This window comes from Shewanella sp. SNU WT4 (assembly GCF_006494715.1).
Taxonomy (GTDB): domain Bacteria; phylum Pseudomonadota; class Gammaproteobacteria; order Enterobacterales; family Shewanellaceae; genus Shewanella.
This window is the reverse complement of sequence record NZ_CP041151.1, coordinates 2,729,076-2,750,218: the sequence shown is the minus strand read 5'-3', so window position 1 is coordinate 2,750,218 and position 21,143 is coordinate 2,729,076. Positions and strand designations below refer to the sequence as shown.

Below are 21,143 nucleotides of genomic sequence, written 5' to 3'. Positions count from 1 at the left end.
CAGCTTAGAAAAAATATCGGATCGTTAGCCATCATTTTTTGAAGTTCACTGCCGCACAGGCAGCTTAGAAATTGCTGGCGCTTTGCATTTCAATAACCATTCGGTTCACTGCCGCACAGGCAGCTTAGAAAGAGCGCCTCGGCAGCGTTGATACGTTCCTGTGGTTCACTGCCGCACAGGCAGCTTAGAAAAAACTCCCATCTGCAATAGTCGAGCAGGGCATGTTCACTGCCGCACAGGCAGCTTAGAAAATTGAGTACTGTAAGGTCATACATAAGCTCCCGTTCACTGCCGCACAGGCAGCTTAGAAAATTCGCAACCGCAAGTCGGGCAAGATTCAGAGGTTCACTGCCGCACAGGCAGCTTAGAAACCAAAGGGCGAATTGAAAAGCCCTTAAAAGGTGTTCACTGCCGCACAGGCAGCTTAGAAAACGCTGTCACGCTTAGCATAGACTAATAGATAGTTCACTGCCGCACAGGCAGCTTAGAAAAATTTTGCATTGAATATATTGCTTATTCTTGGGTTCACTGCCGCACAGGCAGCTTAGAAAATGGTGAATTTCGCAAGTGATAATTGCCTGATGTTCACTGCCGCACAGGCAGCTTAGAAACAGAACCTAATTTTCCAGTAACAACCCAAACAGTTCACTGCCGCACAGGCAGCTTAGAAATCCATTTGATTATGTAACATAATCAATCTAGTGTTCACTGCCGCACAGGCAGCTTAGAAATTTAAAGCTCAAACAACTGCGAATCTGTACACGTTCACTGCCGCACAGGCAGCTTAGAAATTCCTGCCGATAAATCTCACGATGATTTTTTAGTTCACTGCCGCACAGGCAGCTTAGAAATTTCTAATTAGCGTTGGGGAAGTGACAACTCAGTTCACTGCCGCACAGGCAGCTTAGAAAAAAGACGACAAGAATGAAGGCTGGCGATATAAGTTCACTGCCGCACAGGCAGCTTAGAAATATATCACATATAGATGGATTTAACTTATCTTGTTCACTGCCGCACAGGCAGCTTAGAAACTCTGTTCGAATGATTCGGTTTTTAATCGCTGGTTCACTGCCGCACAGGCAGCTTAGAAATAGAAGCTCGCTGTCGCGGGAGCCCTCCCGCTGTTCACTGCCGCACAGGCAGCTTAGAAAAACCATTGCGACCGTACATAAATTCAAATGACGTTCACTGCCGCACAGGCAGCTTAGAAAGTCGGCGGGATTGGCGCGTGGTGCGAACTTTTGTTCACTGCCGCACAGGCAGCTTAGAAAAAGAACACAACTCCGCCTTGGTTACAGAAGAAGTTCACTGCCGCACAGGCAGCTTAGAAAGTTTGCTGTGGCGTACACTGTGACGTCTATATGTTCACTGCCGCACAGGCAGCTTAGAAAACCTGGACTGTGGATCCGCGCGGTAATGGTGCGTTCACTGCCGCACAGGCAGCTTAGAAATTGGAGCAGGACGGGGGCAAGATCCAGTTAAGGTTCACTGCCGCACAGGCAGCTTAGAAATACTACATTGTAATTGTGTGCCAAAGACAAAAGTTCACTGCCGCACAGGCAGCTTAGAAAGTATCGAAATGGAAATAATCTACAGCGGAAACGTTCACTGCCGCACAGGCAGCTTAGAAATGGATTTCAGCGGCGGCCATTTCAAGGTTTGAGTTCACTGCCGCACAGGCAGCTTAGAAATGCGATTCCAGCATGTTACTTCAACTGTCGATGTTCACTGCCGCACAGGCAGCTTAGAAAAAGCAAGGCTGAAACTATCGAGCTGAGTGAGTGTTCACTGCCGCACAGGCAGCTTAGAAAATGAGCTGAAAATCGCCGCTAAAGCTCTCAGAGTTCACTGCCGCACAGGCAGCTTAGAAAATCCCAAACAATGTTAATTTTGCTGATTTAAAGTTCACTGCCGCACAGGCAGCTTAGAAAGCTGACACTATTGCGGAAGCCAGCAAACACCCGTTCACTGCCGCACAGGCAGCTTAGAAATCAAGAAAGAGGCTTTATTCGTGAGCTGGTATGTTCACTGCCGCACAGGCAGCTTAGAAAGCCATATTTAACTAAGCCCCAATGGATTTTCGGTTCACTGCCGCACAGGCAGCTTAGAAAAATGTAACGCTGGGCTATTTCAGCGCAAGCATGTTCACTGCCGCACAGGCAGCTTAGAAATTGCTCAGGGAAGCTTCGCCTCCCTAAGAACCGTTCACTGCCGCACAGGCAGCTTAGAAAAATGCAGCCACTGTTCTTCCTTTTTTTATTGTGTTCACTGCCGCACAGGCAGCTTAGAAATCGCTAAGTGCCACTGATGACACATATTCAAAGTTCACTGCCGCACAGGCAGCTTAGAAATGATTGTTGTTAACTGAAATCAGTATATAACGGTTCACTGCCGCACAGGCAGCTTAGAAAGCGTAGATTTGGAGAATGGATTGCTAAAAAATGTTCACTGCCGCACAGGCAGCTTAGAAATGTGATTATGGCGATGATCGCGAAGAAGGCGAGTTCACTGCCGCACAGGCAGCTTAGAAATGTCGAGAGTTGCAAAAGGCCGTGGAAATTCTGTTCACTGCCGCACAGGCAGCTTAGAAAATTTGTGGGGCCGCTATGACGATTGCAGAGGAGTTCACTGCCGCACAGGCAGCTTAGAAAATTGCCAACGTGAATGATTGAACGCGCCGGCAGTTCACTGCCGCACAGGCAGCTTAGAAATGAAGTCTCGCCTTGGTGCGCCTCTCCTCGTCGTTCACTGCCGCACAGGCAGCTTAGAAAGCGAGGAAGTGTCATCAGGTTTGTTAAATCAAGTTCACTGCCGCACAGGCAGCTTAGAAATTAAGATGGCCGAGCATGGTCGCTTCATTGCTGTTCACTGCCGCACAGGCAGCTTAGAAAGTATAGTCATAACGAACGCCGCGATTGCGCATGTTCACTGCCGCACAGGCAGCTTAGAAAGCCAGCCCTGAGATTAAAGCGGCCATGTCGCCGTTCACTGCCGCACAGGCAGCTTAGAAAAATAGAAAATCAGCCGGGTCATTAACAATGGTGTTCACTGCCGCACAGGCAGCTTAGAAATACCAGCCGGATGCATAGCTTTAGTGATGCGCGTTCACTGCCGCACAGGCAGCTTAGAAAACACGGCTAAGGCGCGGTATGGCGGCAGCTTAGTTCACTGCCGCACAGGCAGCTTAGAAAAATACCAATCCATCCATACCCGCGAGTGTTTTGTTCACTGCCGCACAGGCAGCTTAGAAAACGGTGAGGATGGCAAAGCGTCAGCACCTCGCGTTCACTGCCGCACAGGCAGCTTAGAAAAAATTAGGAACGGCAACGGAGGTCACATTTACGTTCACTGCCGCACAGGCAGCTTAGAAAGTAATAAGCGGTAGATGCACTGAAATTCCAAAGTTCACTGCCGCACAGGCAGCTTAGAAAATAATAATAGCCCAAAGGCTTTAACCCCAGCCGTTCACTGCCGCACAGGCAGCTTAGAAAACTATGTCGCTTTGTTCCATATCTTCGATGCTGTTCACTGCCGCACAGGCAGCTTAGAAATCAAGAATAACTCTTTAAAGCCCCTGAATCGCGTTCACTGCCGCACAGGCAGCTTAGAAAAGATTGGCACAACTTCCAAAACTTCGCTAAATGTTCACTGCCGCACAGGCAGCTTAGAAACTGCAATTAATGCGTGAAGTTCACGACTACAAGTTCACTGCCGCACAGGCAGCTTAGAAAGTAACCACCTGTACCATTGGATAGTTTTCTTTGTTCACTGCCGCACAGGCAGCTTAGAAAAATCAAGCCTGATATCGCAGTGCTATTGGTTGGTTCACTGCCGCACAGGCAGCTTAGAAAGAAAAGGGCGCACCTCCCCTGCCAGATTACTTGTTCACTGCCGCACAGGCAGCTTAGAAACTCACTCCATCCCTTAAATGTGAATTTACCAAGTTCACTGCTGCACAGGCAGCTTAGAAAAATTGTTCGCGCTCGGCAACTTCAATATGAATGTTCACTGCCGCACAGGCAGCTTAGAAAAATACCAATCCATCCATACCCGCGAGTGTTTTGTTCACTGCCGCACAGGCAGCTTAGAAAACGGTGAGGATGGCAAAGCGTCAGCACCTCGCGTTCACTGCCGCACAGGCAGCTTAGAAAACTATGTCGCTTTGTTCCATATCTTCGATGCTGTTCACTGCCGCACAGGCAGCTTAGAAATCAAGAATAACTCTTTAAAGCCCCTGAATCGCGTTCACTGCCGCACAGGCAGCTTAGAAAAGATTGGCACAACTTCCAAAACTTCGCTAAATGTTCACTGCCGCACAGGCAGCTTAGAAACTGCAATTAATGCGTGAAGTTCACGACTACAAGTTCACTGCCGCACAGGCAGCTTAGAAAGTAACCACCTGTACCATTGGATAGTTTTCTTTGTTCACTGCCGCACAGGCAGCTTAGAAAAATCAAGCCTGATATCGCAGTGCTATTGGTTGGTTCACTGCCGCACAGGCAGCTTAGAAAGAAAAGGGCGCACCTCCCCTGCCAGATTACTTGTTCACTGCCGCACAGGCAGCTTAGAAACTCACTCCATCCCTTAAATGTGAATTTACCAAGTTCACTGCTGCACAGGCAGCTTAGAAAAATTGTTCGCGCTCGGCAACTTCAATATGAATGTTCACTGCCGCACAGGCAGCTTAGAAAAATGAGAAAGTTAGCGGCAGCGTCCGCCTTAAGTTCACTGCCGCACAGGCAGCTTAGAAAAATTAGATGGTCTTTCTGCGCCATAGCGATAAGTTCACTGCCGCACAGGCAGCTTAGAAAATTGATGATAGCGCTAAGTCATCAACTGGTGGGTTCACTGCCGCACAGGCAGCTTAGAAAACATCACAGCGCAGCTTGCAGTCACGCAATAAGTTCACTGCCGCACAGGCAGCTTAGAAAGCTAACTTCTTCCGTCATGTATCCGCCGTTAAGTTCACTGCCGCACAGGCAGCTTAGAAAACACCTTACGCACGATAAAAGTCGGTGAGTCCGTTCACTGCCGCACAGGCAGCTTAGAAACATTAGCAGCGTAGAAATCAATTTTCAAAACAGTTCACTGCCGCACAGGCAGCTTAGAAATTGTATTAAATTAAAACCAATTAAATGGTGTTGTTCACTGCCGCATAGGCAGCTTAGAAATTTTAATGCTAACTGGAAAATAACAGGGTAGCGTTCACTGCCGCACAGGCAGCTTAGAAAGAAAATGGCCATGCGCATTTGATTTATGGCCTGTTCACTGCCGCACAGGCAGCTTAGAAATCATTAGATGGCTGATAGCTGGATGTTTTTGCGTTCACTGCCGCACAGGCAGCTTAGAAACAGCTTAGCCGCATTGGCTGCCGTACCGGTCTGTTCACTGCCGCACAGGCAGCTTAGAAATCGGTGAAAACGCCACAGTCACTTATAACACGGTTCACTGCCGCACAGGCAGCTTAGAAAAAATGAGATTGGCCATGTTTGCTTTGATGTAAGTTCACTGCCGCACAGGCAGCTTAGAAAGAGTTCGGATGCCTTGTTATTGCGCCTGTTAAGTTCACTGCCGCACAGGCAGCTTAGAAAACGAATTGATTTGGGGAACATTGATAACTCAAGTTCACTGCCGCACAGGCAGCTTAGAAATCACCAACATTGCCATTTCGTTTAGCCCCGTAGTTCACTGCCGCACAGGCAGCTTAGAAACAACACATTGTCGCGCCAATGCGATCAACATCGTTCACTGCCGCACAGGCAGCTTAGAAATTTTTTTGCAAACTATGTTGACTTATCTTACAGTTCACTGCCGCACAGGCAGCTTAGAAATGCTGTGGGTGGTGTGTTGGCTCGTCATTATAGTTCACTGCCGCACAGGCTGCTTAGAAAAACCACCCAAACAACAACGCCACCGCTAGCAGGTTCACTGCCGCACAGGCAGCTTAGAAAATTCCGTAGCTAGTGTATGCGCCTTTTCTCGGGTTCACTGCCGCACAGGCAGCTTAGAAAAGGTTAAGTAGTCGACCAGCCCGCAAGTCATCGTTCACTGCCGCACAGGCAGCTTAGAAAAAGAAGTGGCTAGCGTCCGAGGAAAAGTACCGCTTCACTGTCGCTCAGTAATTTTTTGGGAGTCATTGCGGTAATAAACACAAACGCTAGAAAGCAAAAAGGCTCACTAGTAAGTGAGCCTTTTCACAAGAATTTGGTCGGTATGAGAGGATTCGAACCTCCGACCCCTGACACCCCATGACAGTGCGCTACCGGGCTGCGCTACATACCGAAAACCAAATCAGTGGGCTAAGCCGCAACTGATGGCAAGAACTTTAGCAAGAGCCAGATAGCAGTGCAAGAACAAAATGCAATAAATTCAGTTAACTGGCTATTTTGCCGCCGCAATTAATCTCAGCTAAAACTGACCTTAATGTTTGTATAAACGTCGGCCTTCGCGCATCACTTGGATAAGCTCTGGCGCGCTCAGTTTCTTATGTAATTGCTGCTGATAAGCTTTGTCGTAGATAGAATATTGACCGTGACGATTAATTATGGTGATTTCAGCTGGCTGGTAAATCGCAAAAATTCGGTTATCACCAATATAAATCCATGGGTCTTGATTCGGGCTTAATAGTTTGCGCCCAGAAGTGTATTGCAAGCTTGCTTCATCACAGTTTAATACTTGCTGCATCAAGGTATTAACTAAGCCATGGTGACTGGTCGCATAGCTAATTTGCTGCGCAGGTTTGCCAGCCCAGTGGATGATCATCGGCACTTTGACATTATCAGGTGATAACTCGCGGTTTTCATCCTGATTTAGGCTAAAGACCTTGCCAGAAATACCAGTAATTATGACTAAGGTATTGTCATTGATGCTGGGTAACAGCGCCGCTAATTGCTGGTCAATAAAGTTAAGTGACTGACGGTATTGATTGAATAACACTCGCTCCGCGGCTTTTAGTTCCGTCGGTGGGCTCACTGTTGGTATGCCAACAAAACCGACGGGTGTGTCATAGCTTTCTGGCGATGCTAAATCCACTAAGGCAAACCATGGGGTAGTTTCTTTGGCTTTCCAAGCCGAAAACGCGCTAAGGGATTGCAAGTCAGCATCAGCAATACTGGTGTTTGAGTCACTTTGATGCAGACTAAAGTCGTTAAATATGGCCTTAGGCTCTGGGGCATTCAGGCTTGGCGCCTGCGCAAACAATCCGAGCTGGTAACCTGCGTGCTTTAAGGTTTGGGTCAGTAGCGGGCTCATATTTTGAAATTCAACGGCGTCTAAATAGCTGCCTTGTAAGCCATAAAGCAGTGAGAACATAGCGCTAGAAGAATCAACGCCACCACTGTAATGGTCAGTAAAATCAATATTGTTAGCCGCATACTGACTTAAAAATGGCATAGTGCTTGGCGTAACAAAATCTGCGCGTAGGCCATCAATAGTAATCAATAAGATATTAGGTTTAGTGGTCACATCGCATTGCAAGGCTTGCGCTGGATAGTGCAACTGAATATCTAGTTTCACATTGCGATTTCGGATGTCATTTTCGATGCCGTGGCGCGCCATAAAGGTGCGAGCGGTGGCAGGGTATGACAAGGGGTAGGTTTGATCGTAACGGGTAATAGGTGTGATATCGGTAGCATCAGCCCAAATATGGATCACATGGCTGGCGATAAAACACAGTCCGACTAAGGTCACTACTTTAGGGCCAATATGGCGCTTTTGGATTTTAACTATGCGCTTCCATAAGAAATTCGCCGCCGTTAATTCCAGCGCTAAAATGGCGATAGGCGTCACTATATAGCTGGTGCCTTTGAGTAGAGAATGTAAGTCAACCCACGCTAAATCAAACACAAACGGACTAAGGTGCAGACCATAGTCATCAAAAATAACAGTGTCATATAACAAGATACATAAGCATAAGGTGGCCACAATGGCGCTATAGCCGCGTAATATCTTGGAATAGGGTAATAACAGGCTGATGGGAAACAACAGCACAAGATACACAATAAAGGCGAGGAAGCTGAAATGGCCTATGGTGCTAATAGCCAGATAGACCCAGCCTAACCAGGTATCGGGACTGCCAACAGTTTCAATGTAACGACTGCCGATGATCATCGCCAGTATGCCGTTAAAGAAAGCGAACCAGTGTCCCCAGTTCACTAGGCGGGAGACTTTATCTCGCACCAGCTGTTTTTGTCGCTCTACCATGATGCTCCAAGATCTTTATTTTGCTTGTGTATCTTATGCTGTAATTGCGTTATGTCGCCAGTTTTAGTTTGATTTAACTGACTTTTCTAACGCTTTGGCAAATTGCTCAGCCACAGTGCTGCGCGCTTTTGCTGCCACTTGAGTTTCTAACACGTGAGTCACGCAATTGCCTAACACCATCAGACGTAAGTCGGTCGGTGCTTGGTGCTTATCCATCACGGCCATAAGCTCGGCGATCAGAGATTCTACTTGGATGTTGGTGTATTTTGATTGAATAGCCATAGAAAATAATTCACTTTAAAACGGTATAGCGGCATATAATAGCCGATTTACACGGCTATCACTATCAGGCTTATGAGTATTCAGATCGATCAAGCAATTATTCATGAAATTACCCAGGATGGCGAAGGCCAACTGAGTTGTCGTTTACGTCCGCAGCCGTTATTAAACGGACAGGCTGTGGCCCAGATGCTAGAAGAGCTGCACCGCAGTTACACCAGCAAAGCCGGCAAAGGTTTTGGTTATTTTGGTGTGCCTGATAATGATGGTGAAGCCAACCCAGAGTTTGCTGAAAAACTCGCCAGCTATCGCCAAGGCGAGACCGGATTTGTCGAGTTTAGCTCGGCAGCTGGGCAATTATTACAACAAGAATTATCTAAATACGATTTCAGTCATGGTGGCTTTTTACTGCTTGCCAGTTACGCCAATGTCGCGACTGAGTATTTATTTGTCGCCTTACTCAATGCTAAATCGTCAATGACAGTGCTTGATGATATGGAATTAACTCAGGTTGATTACTTAGATTTAAGCAATATGCAGTTGGCGGCTCGGATTGATTTAACCGAATGGCAAACGGATAAGGATTCTAAAAAGTATATTTCGTTTATTCGTGGCCGTGCGGGTCGTAAAGTGGCTGACTTCTTCCTTGATTTTATGGGCTGTGTGGAAGGGGTTAATCCTAAGGCACAAAACAAATCGCTGATGAATGCGGTGGAAGATTTTGTCGCTGGCAGTGAGTTAACTAAGGTTGAGCAGCAAGAATGCCGTAATAAGGTATTTGAATATTGCGCTGAGCGTTTTGATACGGGTCATGACATTGACATGAAAGACTTGGCCGATGAATTGGCTGATTCTGGCATGGATTCATTTTATGATTTTGCCAGCACTGGCGATTATGAACTTGATGATTCCTTCCCAGCTGATAAAGCTACCTTGCGCCAACTGAAAAAGTTTTCAGGCACAGGCGGCGGGATCACTCTCAGTTTCGATGGTGGCCATTTAGGTGATCGCGTCATTTACGACCCCATTTCTGACACCTTATTAATTAAAGGTGTGCCAGCCAATCTTAAAGATCAGCTCGATAGACGCAACAATAAAGGCTAATCACTGATAGTGAGCGGCTAAGACTAAAAACTATCGACATTGAATAAATAGGGCACGGGTTGCCCTATTTTTTTGTTCAGTCGCCATTAAAAGGCGCTCAATAACCTTGTTCACTAAAAGATAGCTGCGCCAAAGTTGCTGAAAAAATAACGCCGACTGTGATAGTCGGCGTTGTTATTCTTGCTGGGGTAAGTGCTTATCACATTTAAACCCTAATACTCACTTGGCGCTAATCATTGTCTTGTTGGGTTAAAAAACCTTCAAATTCCACTTCATACAATCTAAACAATACCAAGGTGACGGCAAAGATAATCGGGCCGTAAATTAAGCCAATTAAGCCAAATAATTGCAGGCCGCCGAGCAATGAGAAAAACAGCAATAAGGTACTCATGCCTGTATTGCCTTGCATTAGCCAAGGACGCAAGAAGTTATCTATTGAGCCTATGACGACTATGCCCCAAGCAATTAAGAACACCGCCCATTGCCATTCACCAATAAGGAATAAATAAATCGACGCGGGAAGCCAGATCATGGCGGTGCCGACAAAGGGAATGAATGAGGCGAAGGCCATCATGGTGCCCCAGAATAATCCAGGGAATCCCGCCAATGCCATAGCGATACCGCCGAGCACCCCTTGGGCTAAGGCCGTTAAAAACGAGCCTAATACCGCAGATTTAGCCACGGATTCTACTTCATTAAGAATTTGGTCTTCTTGTGAGCGTGACAGTGGGATGATATGGCGGATGTTATCTATGATTTTTTCTTGATCGCGCAGGAAGAAATACAGCACAAATAACATTAATGAGAAACTTAAAATAGTGTCTGTCAGGTTACCCACAATACTGGTGCTAGCCCCCACTAAGGTGCTGCTCATTTCCGTGGCTAGACTGGCCGCGCGCTGGGCAAATTCCTCAGGTTTAATGGTATCAAACGGCAACCATTTGTTGAGTAATTCAAAACCCGTTTGCACCCAAGGATGACTTAATAGCTCTTTAGCGCCGCCGCCCGTTAACCAGTGATAGGCGTTACTCATAAAATTTACCCCTTGATCAACGATGGCAATAGCCACCAATAACAAGGGGATTAGCACCATCACAGTCAGTAAGGTGCAAGATAGGCTAGAGGCTATATTGGGGCTGTTAGGCATGAGCTTGAAAATACGGCTATGCACAGGCAAAAATAGTAATGACACAATAAAGCCCAGAACTATTGAACCCAAATAAGGGGCCACTAATAAGTAACAGGCGTAGGTGGCAACGGCTAAGGCCAGCATTAATACCATATGCCGGGGTTGCAGTTTTAGGCTGTTTATCAAAACCGTGGCTCCAAAATGGGGGGATGAAAAAGGTTAAGCTTGGATTAAAACACGAGTCATTAGCGGCGACAAATAAAATCTAACTAATTGATTTTAGTTCAGCATCCCTTATGGGCATAGCTTTGGCGGTTTGCTAAAACGTCGGGCACTTGGGCTACTTAGGCCCCGCTTAATCACGATGACTGCCGTTAACGGACTGACCAAGTCATACCGTCAAGTCATGCCGTGTTGGCAAGGCTCAAATCGCTTGGCGAGATAAATCAACGCAGCCTTTAAGGCAAGCTAAAGGCTGCAAACGCTAGCAATGCTAGATTATTTTTTGAGCCATTGACCACTACTGGTTTGCACATAAGTGCCGGCAGGGGCTGAGGCAATGGCTTTTTGAGCGGCAAGGGCGGCAACATCATCAACACTGATCCCATTTTGGCTGGCAATCTTACTAAAGGCGGCCAGTCGTTTTGCGTTCACTTGCTGCATAATAGCTTCGGCGGCAGCGTTGGCGTTGACTACGCCTAGGTAGCCATTGCGCTGCTCACCTAAAAACCCTTCACTTTTGGCTTCGGTTAAATCCATCGCCCACACCGAAAAACTCATCATTAACGCCAACAAGGCGCTGCACATTGTTTTCATATTATCCTCGCACTAATAGAGTTGGTCGTTTTTTAATAAGTCATCGAGCTGTTTATCGACCTTGATTTTAATATCGTGTTCGATTTTAACGTTGAGGTTAATAGTGATGGGCTTATCGGGCGGCTCGATTTTTACCGTCGGGCTACAAGCCACGAGCGATAATAGGGTGGCAGCAGCCAGTGGCAGGTGCAGTTTCATTGGAGCTCCTTGCTGGGTTCAGCATTGATTTTTTGTTGCAACTCTTGTTCGAGTCGATTACCTATTTGCAAACTCTCAATCAGCTTAAGCATATTTTCGCTTTGATGATAGTTGAATACTATCGGGCGCTGATAACTGGGGCTACTCCCTTCTAAGTGAATATTTAATTGCGCTTCGCCGTGATTATCCATCTCAAAGCTACTGGATAATTCGCGGTAATTTAGCTGTTTAAGCACATCTAAGGCAAAGGCGAGTTGCGGCTCGCTGCTTGCTAGTTGCTGAAATTTCTCATTATCTTGCAAGCTAATTTCACCGCCTGGGGGGCGCGCGGCTAAGCGTCCGCCGTTAATGCTGACCTTGCCATCTTGATAAAATGCTGGCAAGACGCCATCAATCCGGCCGCTGGCATGTATTCCTTGCAAGCGCTGTTTATCCATAATACGAGTTAAATCTAAGTCTTGTAGCAGTAGGTATAAACTGGCTTGCTGTTGATTGGTGACCACCACCGACGGGATGATGACATCGCCACCTAACAGTTGGCCTTGCCCTTGTAATTCAGCTTTGGCTTGATTGCTATCAAGGCCGCCAAGATTCGCGGTTAGCTTACCGCTAAAATCAATGTTTTCAATCACAGTGAAAGGATTAATGGCGCTGGCTCTGAGGGCGATATTGCAATCGATATTGGCACTAAATAGCGGTTGCAGCGCACCATGGAGCGTGCACGGCAGCTTAATCGTGGCGTTATCGATAGGAACATGGGCGATAGCGCCATTGATGTGATTAAGCTCGATGGCAAAGGTGTTGGTGAAGGGTTGATAAGGCGTGTGGTTGCCCCAAGTAAACGCGCCAGTAAAGGATAAATCGCCTTGTAAGCTGTTGATTAATTCACGGCTAGCGCGGCTCAATAATGGCTGCCACTGTTTAAGGCTGGATTGATGCTGCCAATCGCCAGTGACTTGCCACTCGTTACGGGCGGGATTGATGTTAAGTGCTTGCTGACTTGATAAGCTCAGTGCATCTAATTGCCACAAGGCTTGGCTGCTTAATCGGGTGCGCGCGCCGCTGTGATAGTCAATGCTGGCATGCAGGCCAAGATGATTAATGGCATGCTGACTGACAATTTTATGTTGTTGGCGCGGCGCAGTCGTTGATAACAGTTGCGGGTGAAAGATCTCAGCATAACTTTGCCATAGCACTTGCTCTGTGACTAATCCCAGCTCAAATTGATGGGTTAATTTCGCATTCGGATAGGGGTTGAGATTGGCGTTAGCGTTATTGCCCGTGTCAGCAGCGGGCAATAATATCAATTGGCTCGATGGTAGGCTTAAACGCCAGCGTGGCACTAAGCCTTGCTTTTGATGTTTAAGCTGTTTTTCAATCATCACTGGGCCTAAATCAATTCTATGATAATTGGGAAATAAACTAACTGCGGCTTGCGACTGCAGGTTCAGTTGCCATTTAGCCTGAGCATGAAACTCTTCACCTTTAACGCTAAATTGGGTCGATTCCAATCCACTGACCTTATCCTGGGTAAGTAAGCGCTTATCAAGTATGTCTAACTCATTAATTTTAAGCTCTAAGGCCATCATGGCTTGACTATGCCACCAGTTAATTGCGGTTTGAGTTTGGCTGGCTGATGCTTGGCTTGTGGGCACTGAGTTGATTGCTATTGGGTTTATTGCTACCGGGCTTGTTGGCACAGGATTTATTGACGTTGAATTTATTGGCGTTGAATTTATTGGTGTCGGAGCAAAATTGCTTGCTATGGTCGCACCCAATGTACCGTTAATACTCATTTGCAGCGGCGATATCAGGGCCTTAACTGTTAACGGCGCACTATGCGCTATCTGCCAATGGTTAAGGCTTGCCTCTGCCTGATAATTAGCGCTTAACTGCGGGGCTTGCCAGCGCAGTTGTGACAGCTTAGTCATTAGCCTAAATTCGGATTTGATGTTATTAGGGCTAGCACTAGTGTTGCCCATGACAGCAGCTGTGTTGTTGGCGTCGGCCTTGGTGTGCGCGTGAGACTTAGTGTTAGCGTGAGACTTTGTATCGGCGTTGGTGTCGGCGGCGAATAGCTGCTGCAAACTTATGTCATCGACACTCACGCGATTCATTCCAACACCTGTCATTGGGGTGTCCCATGTTAGTTGCCATGCGGCGATGCTAGCGGCTATGTCTAGCCAGGGGAGGCTAGTGGCGAGCCATTGCCATTCTGTCGGGAGCTGCTGATGTAACTTTGGCACCATATGCTGTTGTAGCCACAAAGCTAAGGCGTTATCTATTGCTCGTGGCAATAGCAGTTGCACACTTGCGGGCTCAATTTGCCAATCCATGCTTTTTAAATCAATAGCAGAGGCTAATTCTTGCTGCGCCGATATCTGGCCGCTGAACTTTGCTATTGAAAATAGAACATCACCGCTTACAGGTGTTGATGCTGGTGTTGATGGATAAGCTGGCTGCGTCTTTGGTTGCATGAGTGAGGGCGGCAATAGCTCAGCTAATTTTGTTGTGAGGAGCTCACTATCAAGGCGATAGTTAAGCTCGCTTAATTGCAGTTGGCCTGTGATGCTAGGCTCATTACTCCCAAACCATTGGTTTAAGTCAGCATGGCCCGTCAGCATAACGCTCGCAACACCTTCGAGGCGCGCATCATCACCTTGCCACAGCCAAGGGCGCAATGCGCTAAGGGCGTTATTATCCTGCAAATATTCAGGGAAGCTGCCTTGATGGATTAAGAGGTTAACTTGCGCTAACAGACTGGCAAAGGATAGGTTGCTCTCTAAAGCTAGCCCCTTGTGTTGTTGCCACCTTAGGCTCAGGGTTGAAGGCGCTGCTTCATTGCTACTGGCGTTAGCCATCGGCTTTACCATGAGATTAAGGGTGAGTGCATCATCTGTGACTTCGAGTTTATCGAGCATTAAAGTCAGCTCACCTAGGCCAAGCTGAGCTTGATTAACCTTAATATCGATTGGCAATGGCAATGGCAATGGCAATGGCAATAAGGCTGTTGGCTGGGGTGGTGCTGATTGTGATGCTAAGGTGTTGGTTTGAAACCGTGCCATTACCTCAGTAACCATGGCTTGATTTAACTTGGCAGGCGCCTGGATAACAATATTGGCAGCGCTAACGCGGGGCCGCGCTTGGCTTAAATCGAGTTCAAGCTCATTAAGCCTAATGACAATTGCCGTATCGGACCTAGGGTGACTGCTATCTATGTTGATAATGCTGTCGATAGGGTAGTTGATAGGATTAGCGATAGCAGAATTGTTGATTGCATTATTCATAGCCTGAGGGCTGGTGGGCGTGAAAGCTTGCTCAGGTAAGTCGATATGGATAGTGCTTGATGAGAGAGTCAATACTAAGCCGCCGCGCCAATGAATATCACTGCCTTGCAAGGACGTTAAACGGATAGCGTAGGGGGTTAATTCATGGTTAATTAAGGCGCTTAACCAGGTATCGCGTTTAAGCCAAGCCCACAGTATTAGGCTTAACAACACCAATATGAGCAGACTGGTAATGAGTACGGCGCGGCGTGTTTTAACTGGAGCATAAGGAGTTGCGGCCTGAGTATCGGCACCGGCAGATGTGGAAGGCGGGTTGTTATCTGCGTGCGGTTTCATGGCCCGTGACTTATGCCTCATGACTTATGTCCCATGACTTATGCCCCATGACTTAGATGTAGCTTTAGATTGATGGCAGTTGGTAACTACTTATCTATGTAGACTTTATCTGCATAGGCTCTATCTGTAAAAGCACTATCTTTAAAAGCGATATGGGTGTTATTGATAAACTATGTCAATGAATGACTGCTGAGCATACGGCGGGGTCAACCTAAGGTAACCCCGCCGCGTTGTCAGTTAAGTGTATCGCTTATTGCCAATAAATTTCAGTCGTCAGGCAATGAGTTTCACCAGCGGCCAATATGACTTTATCCTCTAACACGTTAGCGGCTTCCAGACAGACCATAGTTAAATAGTCATCATCATTAAAACGACTCAACCAAGTGGATTTTTCAATCCATGGATTCCACAGTACGGCCGATTGACTATTTTCGCGTTTAACGACGATAGTGCCATTGGGGGTATGCAGTAATTGCTGTGGCCCAAGCTTGGTATAAACTCGGTCGGTTTCTTTATCAAAGCTCACAGTATCGCCTTGCTGCTGATAAGGTCCCTTAGCAAATTCAATATACTCAGAGCCGCTAAAACCACTGACTTGTAATTGGTGAATATCATCAATGGCAAAATAGGTATGTAGCGCTTGGGTGAAGGAGACAGTTTCAAGACCAGTATTGTGATTAATTAAGCTCACTTTTAAGCGCTCACTTAATTCAAACACCATAGACACTTGGGTGTCGTGGGGCCAATACTGCTTATCTTGCTCACTGATAGTTAATACAAAAGTAAGCTTAGCAACGTCTTTTTCTACTTCAGCACTTTGCAAGTCCCATAAGCGCGTGCGGGCAAAGCCGTGTTGTGGCCAATTTGGCGTGGTATTCATGCCAAACCACGGCCAGCAAACAGGTACCCCGCCGCGAATACCATTGCCAGCTTGATAATCATCGGCGCTCGATACCCATAAAATCGGCGCTTGACCTTTAGGTTGAAACTGATCAATTTGCGCGCCTTGCATAAAAATACGAGCGCTACACAGAGCTGTGTCGATATCGACATACTCTAAGCCATTGGCATGGGTTTTAGTTGTGATTGAAGCCATTAATTGTCCTTAATAATCATGTGCATTAGCTGAGGCAAAAAAAAGAAGCGCTTAAGTTTTAATGAATTGCACTAATAAATTGTTGGCAGGCAATGAGTGTATTGACTGTAACATTAAGCCGTATGACTGAGCTAGTTGTGAAACCTCATCTAAGCAGCGCACACCGCTACTTGGATCACGGCGTTGTAAAAATTGATCAAATTGTTGATTCGACTCGCAAGTGTGGGCGCCATGGCGCTTAAACGGGCCGTAAATTAACAATTGCCCTTGCGCGGGTAAGTGTGCCGCGGCTTGCTGAATAAAGGTTTGACCACTGCACTCGTCCATAATATGCAAAGTATTGGCGCTATAAATCGCATCGACAGTCGCCATGGGCGGCCAGTGATTGACATCTAACACCCAAGGCGTAGGGAGATTGTTACGATCTTCCTGTGCTATGCGTAGCTCATGCTCTACACGGCGAGTGAGGCCATCAATATACTCAGTTTGCTCTGTGCATTGCCACTGAATATGGGACAAGGCGGCACTAAAAAATGCGGCATGTTGACCTGTGCCACTGCCAACTTCTAGCACAGCAGTACAATGGCCTAACATAGGCGCAATCACGGCTAATATGGGCGCTTTATTATTTTCACAGCTTTGCGAGAAGGGCAGTGTCATTCGCTTAATCCAGCGCTTGTTCGGATAAAATCACAGCTTCGATACTGGCCGGATGAACCTTAATACACAAGTTACCTTGCTTAAACGCTATGGTGGGATTGGCTAAGCGTTCGTGTTCTCCTTGCGGCGAGCTCAATTTCACCTTGATGGCGGTTTCACCGTTAAGTATGGGGGCAATACTTGGCACTCGCGCAATCAAGGCTTCACATAGCTCTTGAGTGGTGGTGGCTTGGCAAGGCAGCACTAATTCGATGTGCTCCCAACCTTCAGCGGGATATTGTTTTTCACCAGGGTATGGCAGTTCAATACAATCAATTGTTTGCTGATTAAATGGCAGGCCTTCATCTAACTTAATGATAATGATTGGCCGGCCATTGATGACATTGTTGGATAAGATTTCGCCTTGGCTGGCAACATCTAAATGTAACTGGCACGCCTTATCAAAATCATTGACGCGCAGCGCCGCGTGATCGCAATGCAGCGTTAAGGAGTCAAGTCCCAGCTCTTGACTAAAGGCGGTGATTTGCTGGCTAAAGGCGGGCCAGCTTTGCAGTAGTTGCTTAAACGACATAACTTCCTTAAGGGTAAATTTCTATGGGGGTTCCAACATCCAGAATTCGCCACAACTCATCCATTTCTTTGTTGGTGACAGCAATGCAACCGTTGGTCCAATTATATTGCTGTTGCTCTAGTGGCGATAATTTGGAGTTGGGGTTCTCGCCGTGGATCATAATAAGGCCGCCGGCACTTAAGCCTAAGGCACGGGCACGAATTTTATCGGCATCATTAGGGTAGGAGATATGAATTGAGCGATAAAAGGCACTATCGGCTTTTTTATAATCCAAAATATAGCGGCCTTCTGGCGTGCGCTCATCACCTTCATTGAGTTTGTGACCCACAGGGTTATCACCAAAGGCAACGTGGTAGCTTTTGACAACTTTACCTTGATGCAGCAATTGCATTTTATTGGCAGATTTGGTGACCTTGACGAGATCAACCGCAATCGCTGCTGAGACTGCATGACTAGCTATCAATAATGTCACCGCTAACCCTATCCTAGTGGCAACGCTGAACCATGGTTTATCCACAAACTCATTCCCTATATGTATTAGCAAAAGCCTATCATACGCAATTATAAGCTTTTGTTCATCATACTGAATGATGCCATTAAGCGCTTTTTTTATCGTAAGGAATTATCTCAATTTAATGCCATGGTGAGCGAGGTATAGCCTTGCTTGCACTATTTAGTGCGGGCGTCTTGGGTACTTAGTGGTGGAGTTGCGCTGATGTTTAAACGTGGGGTGCGTTCAATCTATCGATTGGGAGTGTAGATTTGGGGAGGTAGTACTAGGTCAAACTAATCCTCTTGGCTCAGCACTTACATGCCGAACCAAGAGGGCTGTCACTCACCCTTAGTCTTCGCTGACTGGGGTCGAGTTTTCAACTGGCGCATCAGTCGCGACAGCTTGCGCCGCTTCCATTTTGGCGCGCTCAGCTTTAGAGATATATTTAGCTTTCAGGCCGCCTTGGACTGGATGCTCTTTTTGGTTTTCACGTGCTTTAGTACGCTTAGCCATTTTCTTGATGATTTTCTGCTTTTTATTCATGTGCTCAATTACGCGGTTGGGACTGAACCAATAGCTCTAGTATGACTATTGTTCGCCAAGGCGGGCGAGTGTATCTAAAATTGGCCGCCTTAGCAAAAAATTAGCGTCAATCCGCCGTGGTAAACACAGTGATCTTCCCCTGCGACTTGACGTATACTCGCCATCCGCAATTTTTGGATACTAGCTATGTTAACTGCCATTACTTTTTTTGAGCGTTTTGAAGCCGATATATTAAGCGGCGCTAAGATAATTACTCTTCGCGATGAAGCGGAATCCCATGTCGCGGTTGGGCAAATTTTGCCAGTATCAACCTTTGAAGCTGGGCGCTGGTTTTGTGATATTGAGATTTTAGCTGTGAGCCCGATTACTTTAGCCCAACTGACTGATGTAGAAGCGGATGCTGAGAATATGACCTTAGCAGAATTGCATCAGGTCATTGGCGAGATTTACCCAGGGCTTGATCAATTTTATAAAATCGAATTTCGCTGCTTAACACCGCGCTAGTGGCTATGCCCCACTAGTGTGGGATTAACGGCTATATTGCTCTCTATCGGCGGTGGTGGCGCTTTCATTGCACTCACCGCGGATTTCCCCGCGATCGCTTGTTATTAAACGATTCAATTCTATGTAACCTTCACGACAATACTGGGTCATTTCCAAGGTTTTTTCTAAACCGAGTTCAGTTTGTTCTGTGACTAAATCCCGTAATTCTTTGGCATTATTGGCCATGATCAGCGCTTCTTTACGGCTGGTGGGCTTTATATACTCATGGTTTGAGCTCGGCTCAGTAATTTTCAATGTATAAACAAATACCTTAGTGCCATCATTCCCAATTTGAGTTTGCATTTGATCGCGGATCTTGCCAGCATAATCTTCGAGCAAGCTTGACGATGATTGGCAGCCGCTGACAGTCAGAGCGGCGGCTATGCATAGCCATTTTAGCGGTAATGTCGTCATTATTAAGTTAGCCTAATATCAATAATAGCCATGAGTTTAACGGCAAAACTATTGAATTTCATTAACTTTTGCTAAGTCATCGTCAAGGGGCTCATAAATGCTTAATTACTGGCAAACGCTCTGGTCATCTCTTGACTGGCACTGGCAATTAAGCGATGTACTTGCCGCCGTGACTTGGCTGGTGTGGCTGGTTATTGTGTGGCCGAAGGATGATGTCTACCAGCTTAAGGGCAATGCTGGGCTGCGCCAGCGCTTATGGGGGGGCACTTTAGTTATTTTTGGATTATGGGCACTGGATGCCAGCATACATCCACAATTGCATCTGCATTTTTTGGCGCTAACCACGTGTATGTTGATGTTTGGTTGGCGTTTAGCGACCTTTGCATTAATTATCCCAAGCCTCATGTTTAGCCTGCTGGTATTAGAGCAACCTTGGCAATTTTTTGCCTATAGCTTAGTGGGTGTGTGTTTGCCTTTATGGTTTAGTTTTGTGCTTTATCACAGATGTTTTCACTTATTGCCGCACCATTTATTTATCTACATTTTCTGCGGGGCATTTTTAAATTCAGCCCTCACCATCTTAGTGCACATGCTGCTGTGGTCTGGCTGGCTGTTGCTCTCAAGCGATATCCCCTTAAGCGACATCATAGATAATTACTTATTAGTGGCGCCGCTATTAATGTTCCCCGAGGCACTGCTTAATGGCATGGTGATTACTTTAATCGTGGTGTACCGCCCACAGTGGTTATATGACTACTGTGATAGAACCTATTTATGGCAAAAATGACCGGAACTTATAGGCTGTGTGGCCATAAACAGCCAAGCAGATGTCAATGAGGGGGGGGGAGGTTTCACTGAAAACAGTGCCAAGGCTTGGCACTGTTTTCTATAAGGCAAAACAGCATAAGGCAAATCAGCTGACTTAGCGGTTAAAGGCTAAAGCACAGAGGCTTGATTGAAGCCAATAGCTAGTTAGGCGTAGTGTTGCTGCAAATACTTAATGATATCGCCAGACTCGTATAACCATTGCTCTTGGCCGCCTTGTTCAATGCGTAGGCATGGCACTTGCAATTTACCGCCTTGCTCAGTCAAGGTTGCAGCCACATTCGCTTGCTTAGCATTTTCAAGGCGAATGTTCAGTTGCTGGCGATACATTTGGCGGCGCACTTTAACGCAAAATGGGCACGCTGGATATTGGAATAAGGTTAAGGCGGCGGTAGCCTTATCTATCTGTTGCTGCGCATCTAAGCTGCGGCTAATTTTTTTAGGCTTAAAAACCGCATTTGCCAATAAAATCAACTTGCCGAGTAAAAATCTGATTAACTTCACCCATTATCTCCCTGTGTTTTTTGGCCGTAGTCTACCTGAGACCTAAGGAAGCGAACAGGACTTTAACCAATGCGTTGATGTACTTGTGAATGTTGGGTGATTGAATACACTCAATAGAGCAGCACTCGCTTGTTTGGAGCCTA

16 protein-coding genes, 1 tRNA gene and 1 CRISPR repeat array (1 of these 18 only partly in view) are annotated in these 21,143 nt (G+C 46.5%); of the genes, 3 read left to right on the top strand and 14 right to left on the bottom strand.

The genetic code is table 11. The annotated features are described in order from the left end of the window. Nucleotides 1-6,071: a CRISPR direct-repeat array (repeat unit 28 nt; unit sequence GTTCACTGCCGCACAGGCAGCTTAGAAA); it reaches 1,217 nt to the left of the window's first position. 134 nt (nt 6,072-6,205) lie between these two features. The 3 genes from FJQ87_RS12350 to FJQ87_RS12340 form a co-directional block, all read right to left on the bottom strand. Beyond that, nucleotides 6,206-6,282 (bottom strand) — tRNA-Pro (locus FJQ87_RS12350). Nucleotides 6,283-6,420: 138 nt separating this feature from the next. Further along, the gene (locus FJQ87_RS12345) at nt 6,421-8,202 is read right to left on the bottom strand and encodes a DUF3413 domain-containing protein (protein ID WP_140932881.1); all 1,782 of its coding nucleotides are present in this window, start codon (nt 8,200-8,202) and stop codon (nt 6,421-6,423) included. Between the two features lie 63 nt (nt 8,203-8,265). After that, nucleotides 8,266-8,484, bottom strand: coding sequence for a YejL family protein (locus tag FJQ87_RS12340; protein ID WP_140932880.1), 219 nt, complete (start codon nt 8,482-8,484; stop codon nt 8,266-8,268). Between the two features lie 72 nt (nt 8,485-8,556). On the opposite strand from FJQ87_RS12340, the gene yejK reads away from it, so the two are divergent. Next, the gene (gene yejK, locus FJQ87_RS12335) at nt 8,557-9,585 is read left to right on the top strand and encodes a nucleoid-associated protein YejK (RefSeq protein WP_140932879.1); all 1,029 of its coding nucleotides are present in this window, start codon (nt 8,557-8,559) and stop codon (nt 9,583-9,585) included. A 229-nt stretch (nt 9,586-9,814) separates the two neighbouring features. Here the strand turns inward: yejK and FJQ87_RS12330 are convergent, their stop codons facing one another. The 9 genes from FJQ87_RS12330 to FJQ87_RS12290 form a co-directional block, all read right to left on the bottom strand. Continuing rightward, nucleotides 9,815-10,900 (bottom strand): AI-2E family transporter, encoded by a 1,086-nt coding sequence (locus FJQ87_RS12330; protein ID WP_240778717.1) that lies wholly within the window; start codon nt 10,898-10,900, stop codon nt 9,815-9,817. Nucleotides 10,901-11,212: 312 nt separating this feature from the next. Beyond that, nucleotides 11,213-11,530, bottom strand: a complete 318-nt coding sequence (locus tag FJQ87_RS12325; protein ID WP_140932878.1) for a YdbL family protein — start codon at nt 11,528-11,530, stop codon at nt 11,213-11,215. A gap of 12 nt (nt 11,531-11,542) precedes the next feature. After that, a complete protein-coding gene (locus FJQ87_RS12320; protein WP_140932877.1) occupies nt 11,543-11,728 on the bottom strand; it encodes a YnbE family lipoprotein in 186 nt (61 codons plus the stop codon). After that, on the bottom strand, nt 11,725-15,351 hold the full coding sequence (locus FJQ87_RS12315) for a YdbH domain-containing protein (RefSeq protein WP_168195189.1): 3,627 nt from the start codon (nt 15,349-15,351) through the stop codon (nt 11,725-11,727). The genes FJQ87_RS12320 and FJQ87_RS12315 overlap by 4 nt, the downstream gene beginning before the upstream one ends. 250 nt (nt 15,352-15,601) lie before the next feature. After that, on the bottom strand, nt 15,602-16,447 hold the full coding sequence (locus FJQ87_RS12310) for a D-hexose-6-phosphate mutarotase (RefSeq protein WP_140932875.1): 846 nt from the start codon (nt 16,445-16,447) through the stop codon (nt 15,602-15,604). Nucleotides 16,448-16,498: 51 nt separating this feature from the next. Next, a complete protein-coding gene (locus FJQ87_RS12305) occupies nt 16,499-17,107 on the bottom strand; it encodes a DUF938 domain-containing protein (RefSeq protein WP_140932874.1) in 609 nt (202 codons plus the stop codon). A gap of 4 nt (nt 17,108-17,111) precedes the next feature. Next, the gene (locus tag FJQ87_RS12300; RefSeq protein WP_140932873.1) at nt 17,112-17,678 is read right to left on the bottom strand and encodes a VOC family protein; all 567 of its coding nucleotides are present in this window, start codon (nt 17,676-17,678) and stop codon (nt 17,112-17,114) included. Between the two features lie 7 nt (nt 17,679-17,685). Next, the gene (locus FJQ87_RS12295; protein ID WP_240778922.1) at nt 17,686-18,162 is read right to left on the bottom strand and encodes a L,D-transpeptidase family protein; all 477 of its coding nucleotides are present in this window, start codon (nt 18,160-18,162) and stop codon (nt 17,686-17,688) included. Nucleotides 18,163-18,519: 357 nt separating this feature from the next. Beyond that, on the bottom strand, nt 18,520-18,714 hold the full coding sequence (locus FJQ87_RS12290; protein WP_140932871.1) for a DUF2986 domain-containing protein: 195 nt from the start codon (nt 18,712-18,714) through the stop codon (nt 18,520-18,522). Nucleotides 18,715-18,900: 186 nt separating this feature from the next. Here FJQ87_RS12290 and yqfB point away from each other — a divergent pair, with 186 nt between their 5' ends. Beyond that, the gene (gene yqfB / locus FJQ87_RS12285; RefSeq protein WP_140932870.1) at nt 18,901-19,218 is read left to right on the top strand and encodes a N(4)-acetylcytidine aminohydrolase; all 318 of its coding nucleotides are present in this window, start codon (nt 18,901-18,903) and stop codon (nt 19,216-19,218) included. Between the two features lie 24 nt (nt 19,219-19,242). On the opposite strand, the gene FJQ87_RS12280 is transcribed toward yqfB, so the two are convergent. Then, on the bottom strand, nt 19,243-19,671 hold the full coding sequence (locus FJQ87_RS12280) for a hypothetical protein (protein ID WP_140932869.1): 429 nt from the start codon (nt 19,669-19,671) through the stop codon (nt 19,243-19,245). 97 nt (nt 19,672-19,768) lie between these two features. Between FJQ87_RS12280 and FJQ87_RS12275 the strand changes: the two genes are divergently transcribed. Beyond that, a complete protein-coding gene (locus tag FJQ87_RS12275) occupies nt 19,769-20,458 on the top strand; it encodes an energy-coupling factor ABC transporter permease (protein ID WP_140932868.1) in 690 nt (229 codons plus the stop codon). A 185-nt stretch (nt 20,459-20,643) separates the two neighbouring features. Here FJQ87_RS12275 and FJQ87_RS12270 read toward each other — a convergent pair whose 3' ends face one another. Further along, complete coding sequence (locus FJQ87_RS12270; protein ID WP_140932867.1) at nt 20,644-21,000, bottom strand: glutathione S-transferase N-terminal domain-containing protein; 357 nt, start codon at nt 20,998-21,000, stop codon at nt 20,644-20,646. Between the last annotated feature and the right edge of the window lie 143 nt (nt 21,001-21,143).

What these genes read in the sequence shown, in the direction of transcription:
- FJQ87_RS12345 (WP_140932881.1), bottom strand. Translation starts at nt 8,202, where the DNA reads ATGGTAGAGCGACAAAAACAGCTGGTGCGAGATAAAGTCTCCCGCCTA.
- FJQ87_RS12340 (WP_140932880.1), bottom strand. Translation starts at nt 8,484, where the DNA reads ATGGCTATTCAATCAAAATACACCAACATCCAAGTAGAATCTCTGATC.
- yejK (WP_140932879.1), top strand. Translation starts at nt 8,557, where the DNA reads ATGAGTATTCAGATCGATCAAGCAATTATTCATGAAATTACCCAGGAT.
- FJQ87_RS12325 (WP_140932878.1), bottom strand. Translation starts at nt 11,530, where the DNA reads ATGAAAACAATGTGCAGCGCCTTGTTGGCGTTAATGATGAGTTTTTCG.
- FJQ87_RS12320 (WP_140932877.1), bottom strand. Translation starts at nt 11,728, where the DNA reads ATGAAACTGCACCTGCCACTGGCTGCTGCCACCCTATTATCGCTCGTG.
- FJQ87_RS12315 (WP_168195189.1), bottom strand. Translation starts at nt 15,351, where the DNA reads ATGAAACCGCACGCAGATAACAACCCGCCTTCCACATCTGCCGGTGCC.
- FJQ87_RS12310 (WP_140932875.1), bottom strand. Translation starts at nt 16,447, where the DNA reads ATGGCTTCAATCACAACTAAAACCCATGCCAATGGCTTAGAGTATGTC.
- FJQ87_RS12305 (WP_140932874.1), bottom strand. Translation starts at nt 17,107, where the DNA reads ATGACACTGCCCTTCTCGCAAAGCTGTGAAAATAATAAAGCGCCCATA.
- FJQ87_RS12300 (WP_140932873.1), bottom strand. Translation starts at nt 17,678, where the DNA reads ATGTCGTTTAAGCAACTACTGCAAAGCTGGCCCGCCTTTAGCCAGCAA.
- FJQ87_RS12290 (WP_140932871.1), bottom strand. Translation starts at nt 18,714, where the DNA reads ATGAATAAAAAGCAGAAAATCATCAAGAAAATGGCTAAGCGTACTAAA.
- yqfB (WP_140932870.1), top strand. Translation starts at nt 18,901, where the DNA reads ATGTTAACTGCCATTACTTTTTTTGAGCGTTTTGAAGCCGATATATTA.
- FJQ87_RS12280 (WP_140932869.1), bottom strand. Translation starts at nt 19,671, where the DNA reads ATGACGACATTACCGCTAAAATGGCTATGCATAGCCGCCGCTCTGACT.
- FJQ87_RS12275 (WP_140932868.1), top strand. Translation starts at nt 19,769, where the DNA reads ATGCTTAATTACTGGCAAACGCTCTGGTCATCTCTTGACTGGCACTGG.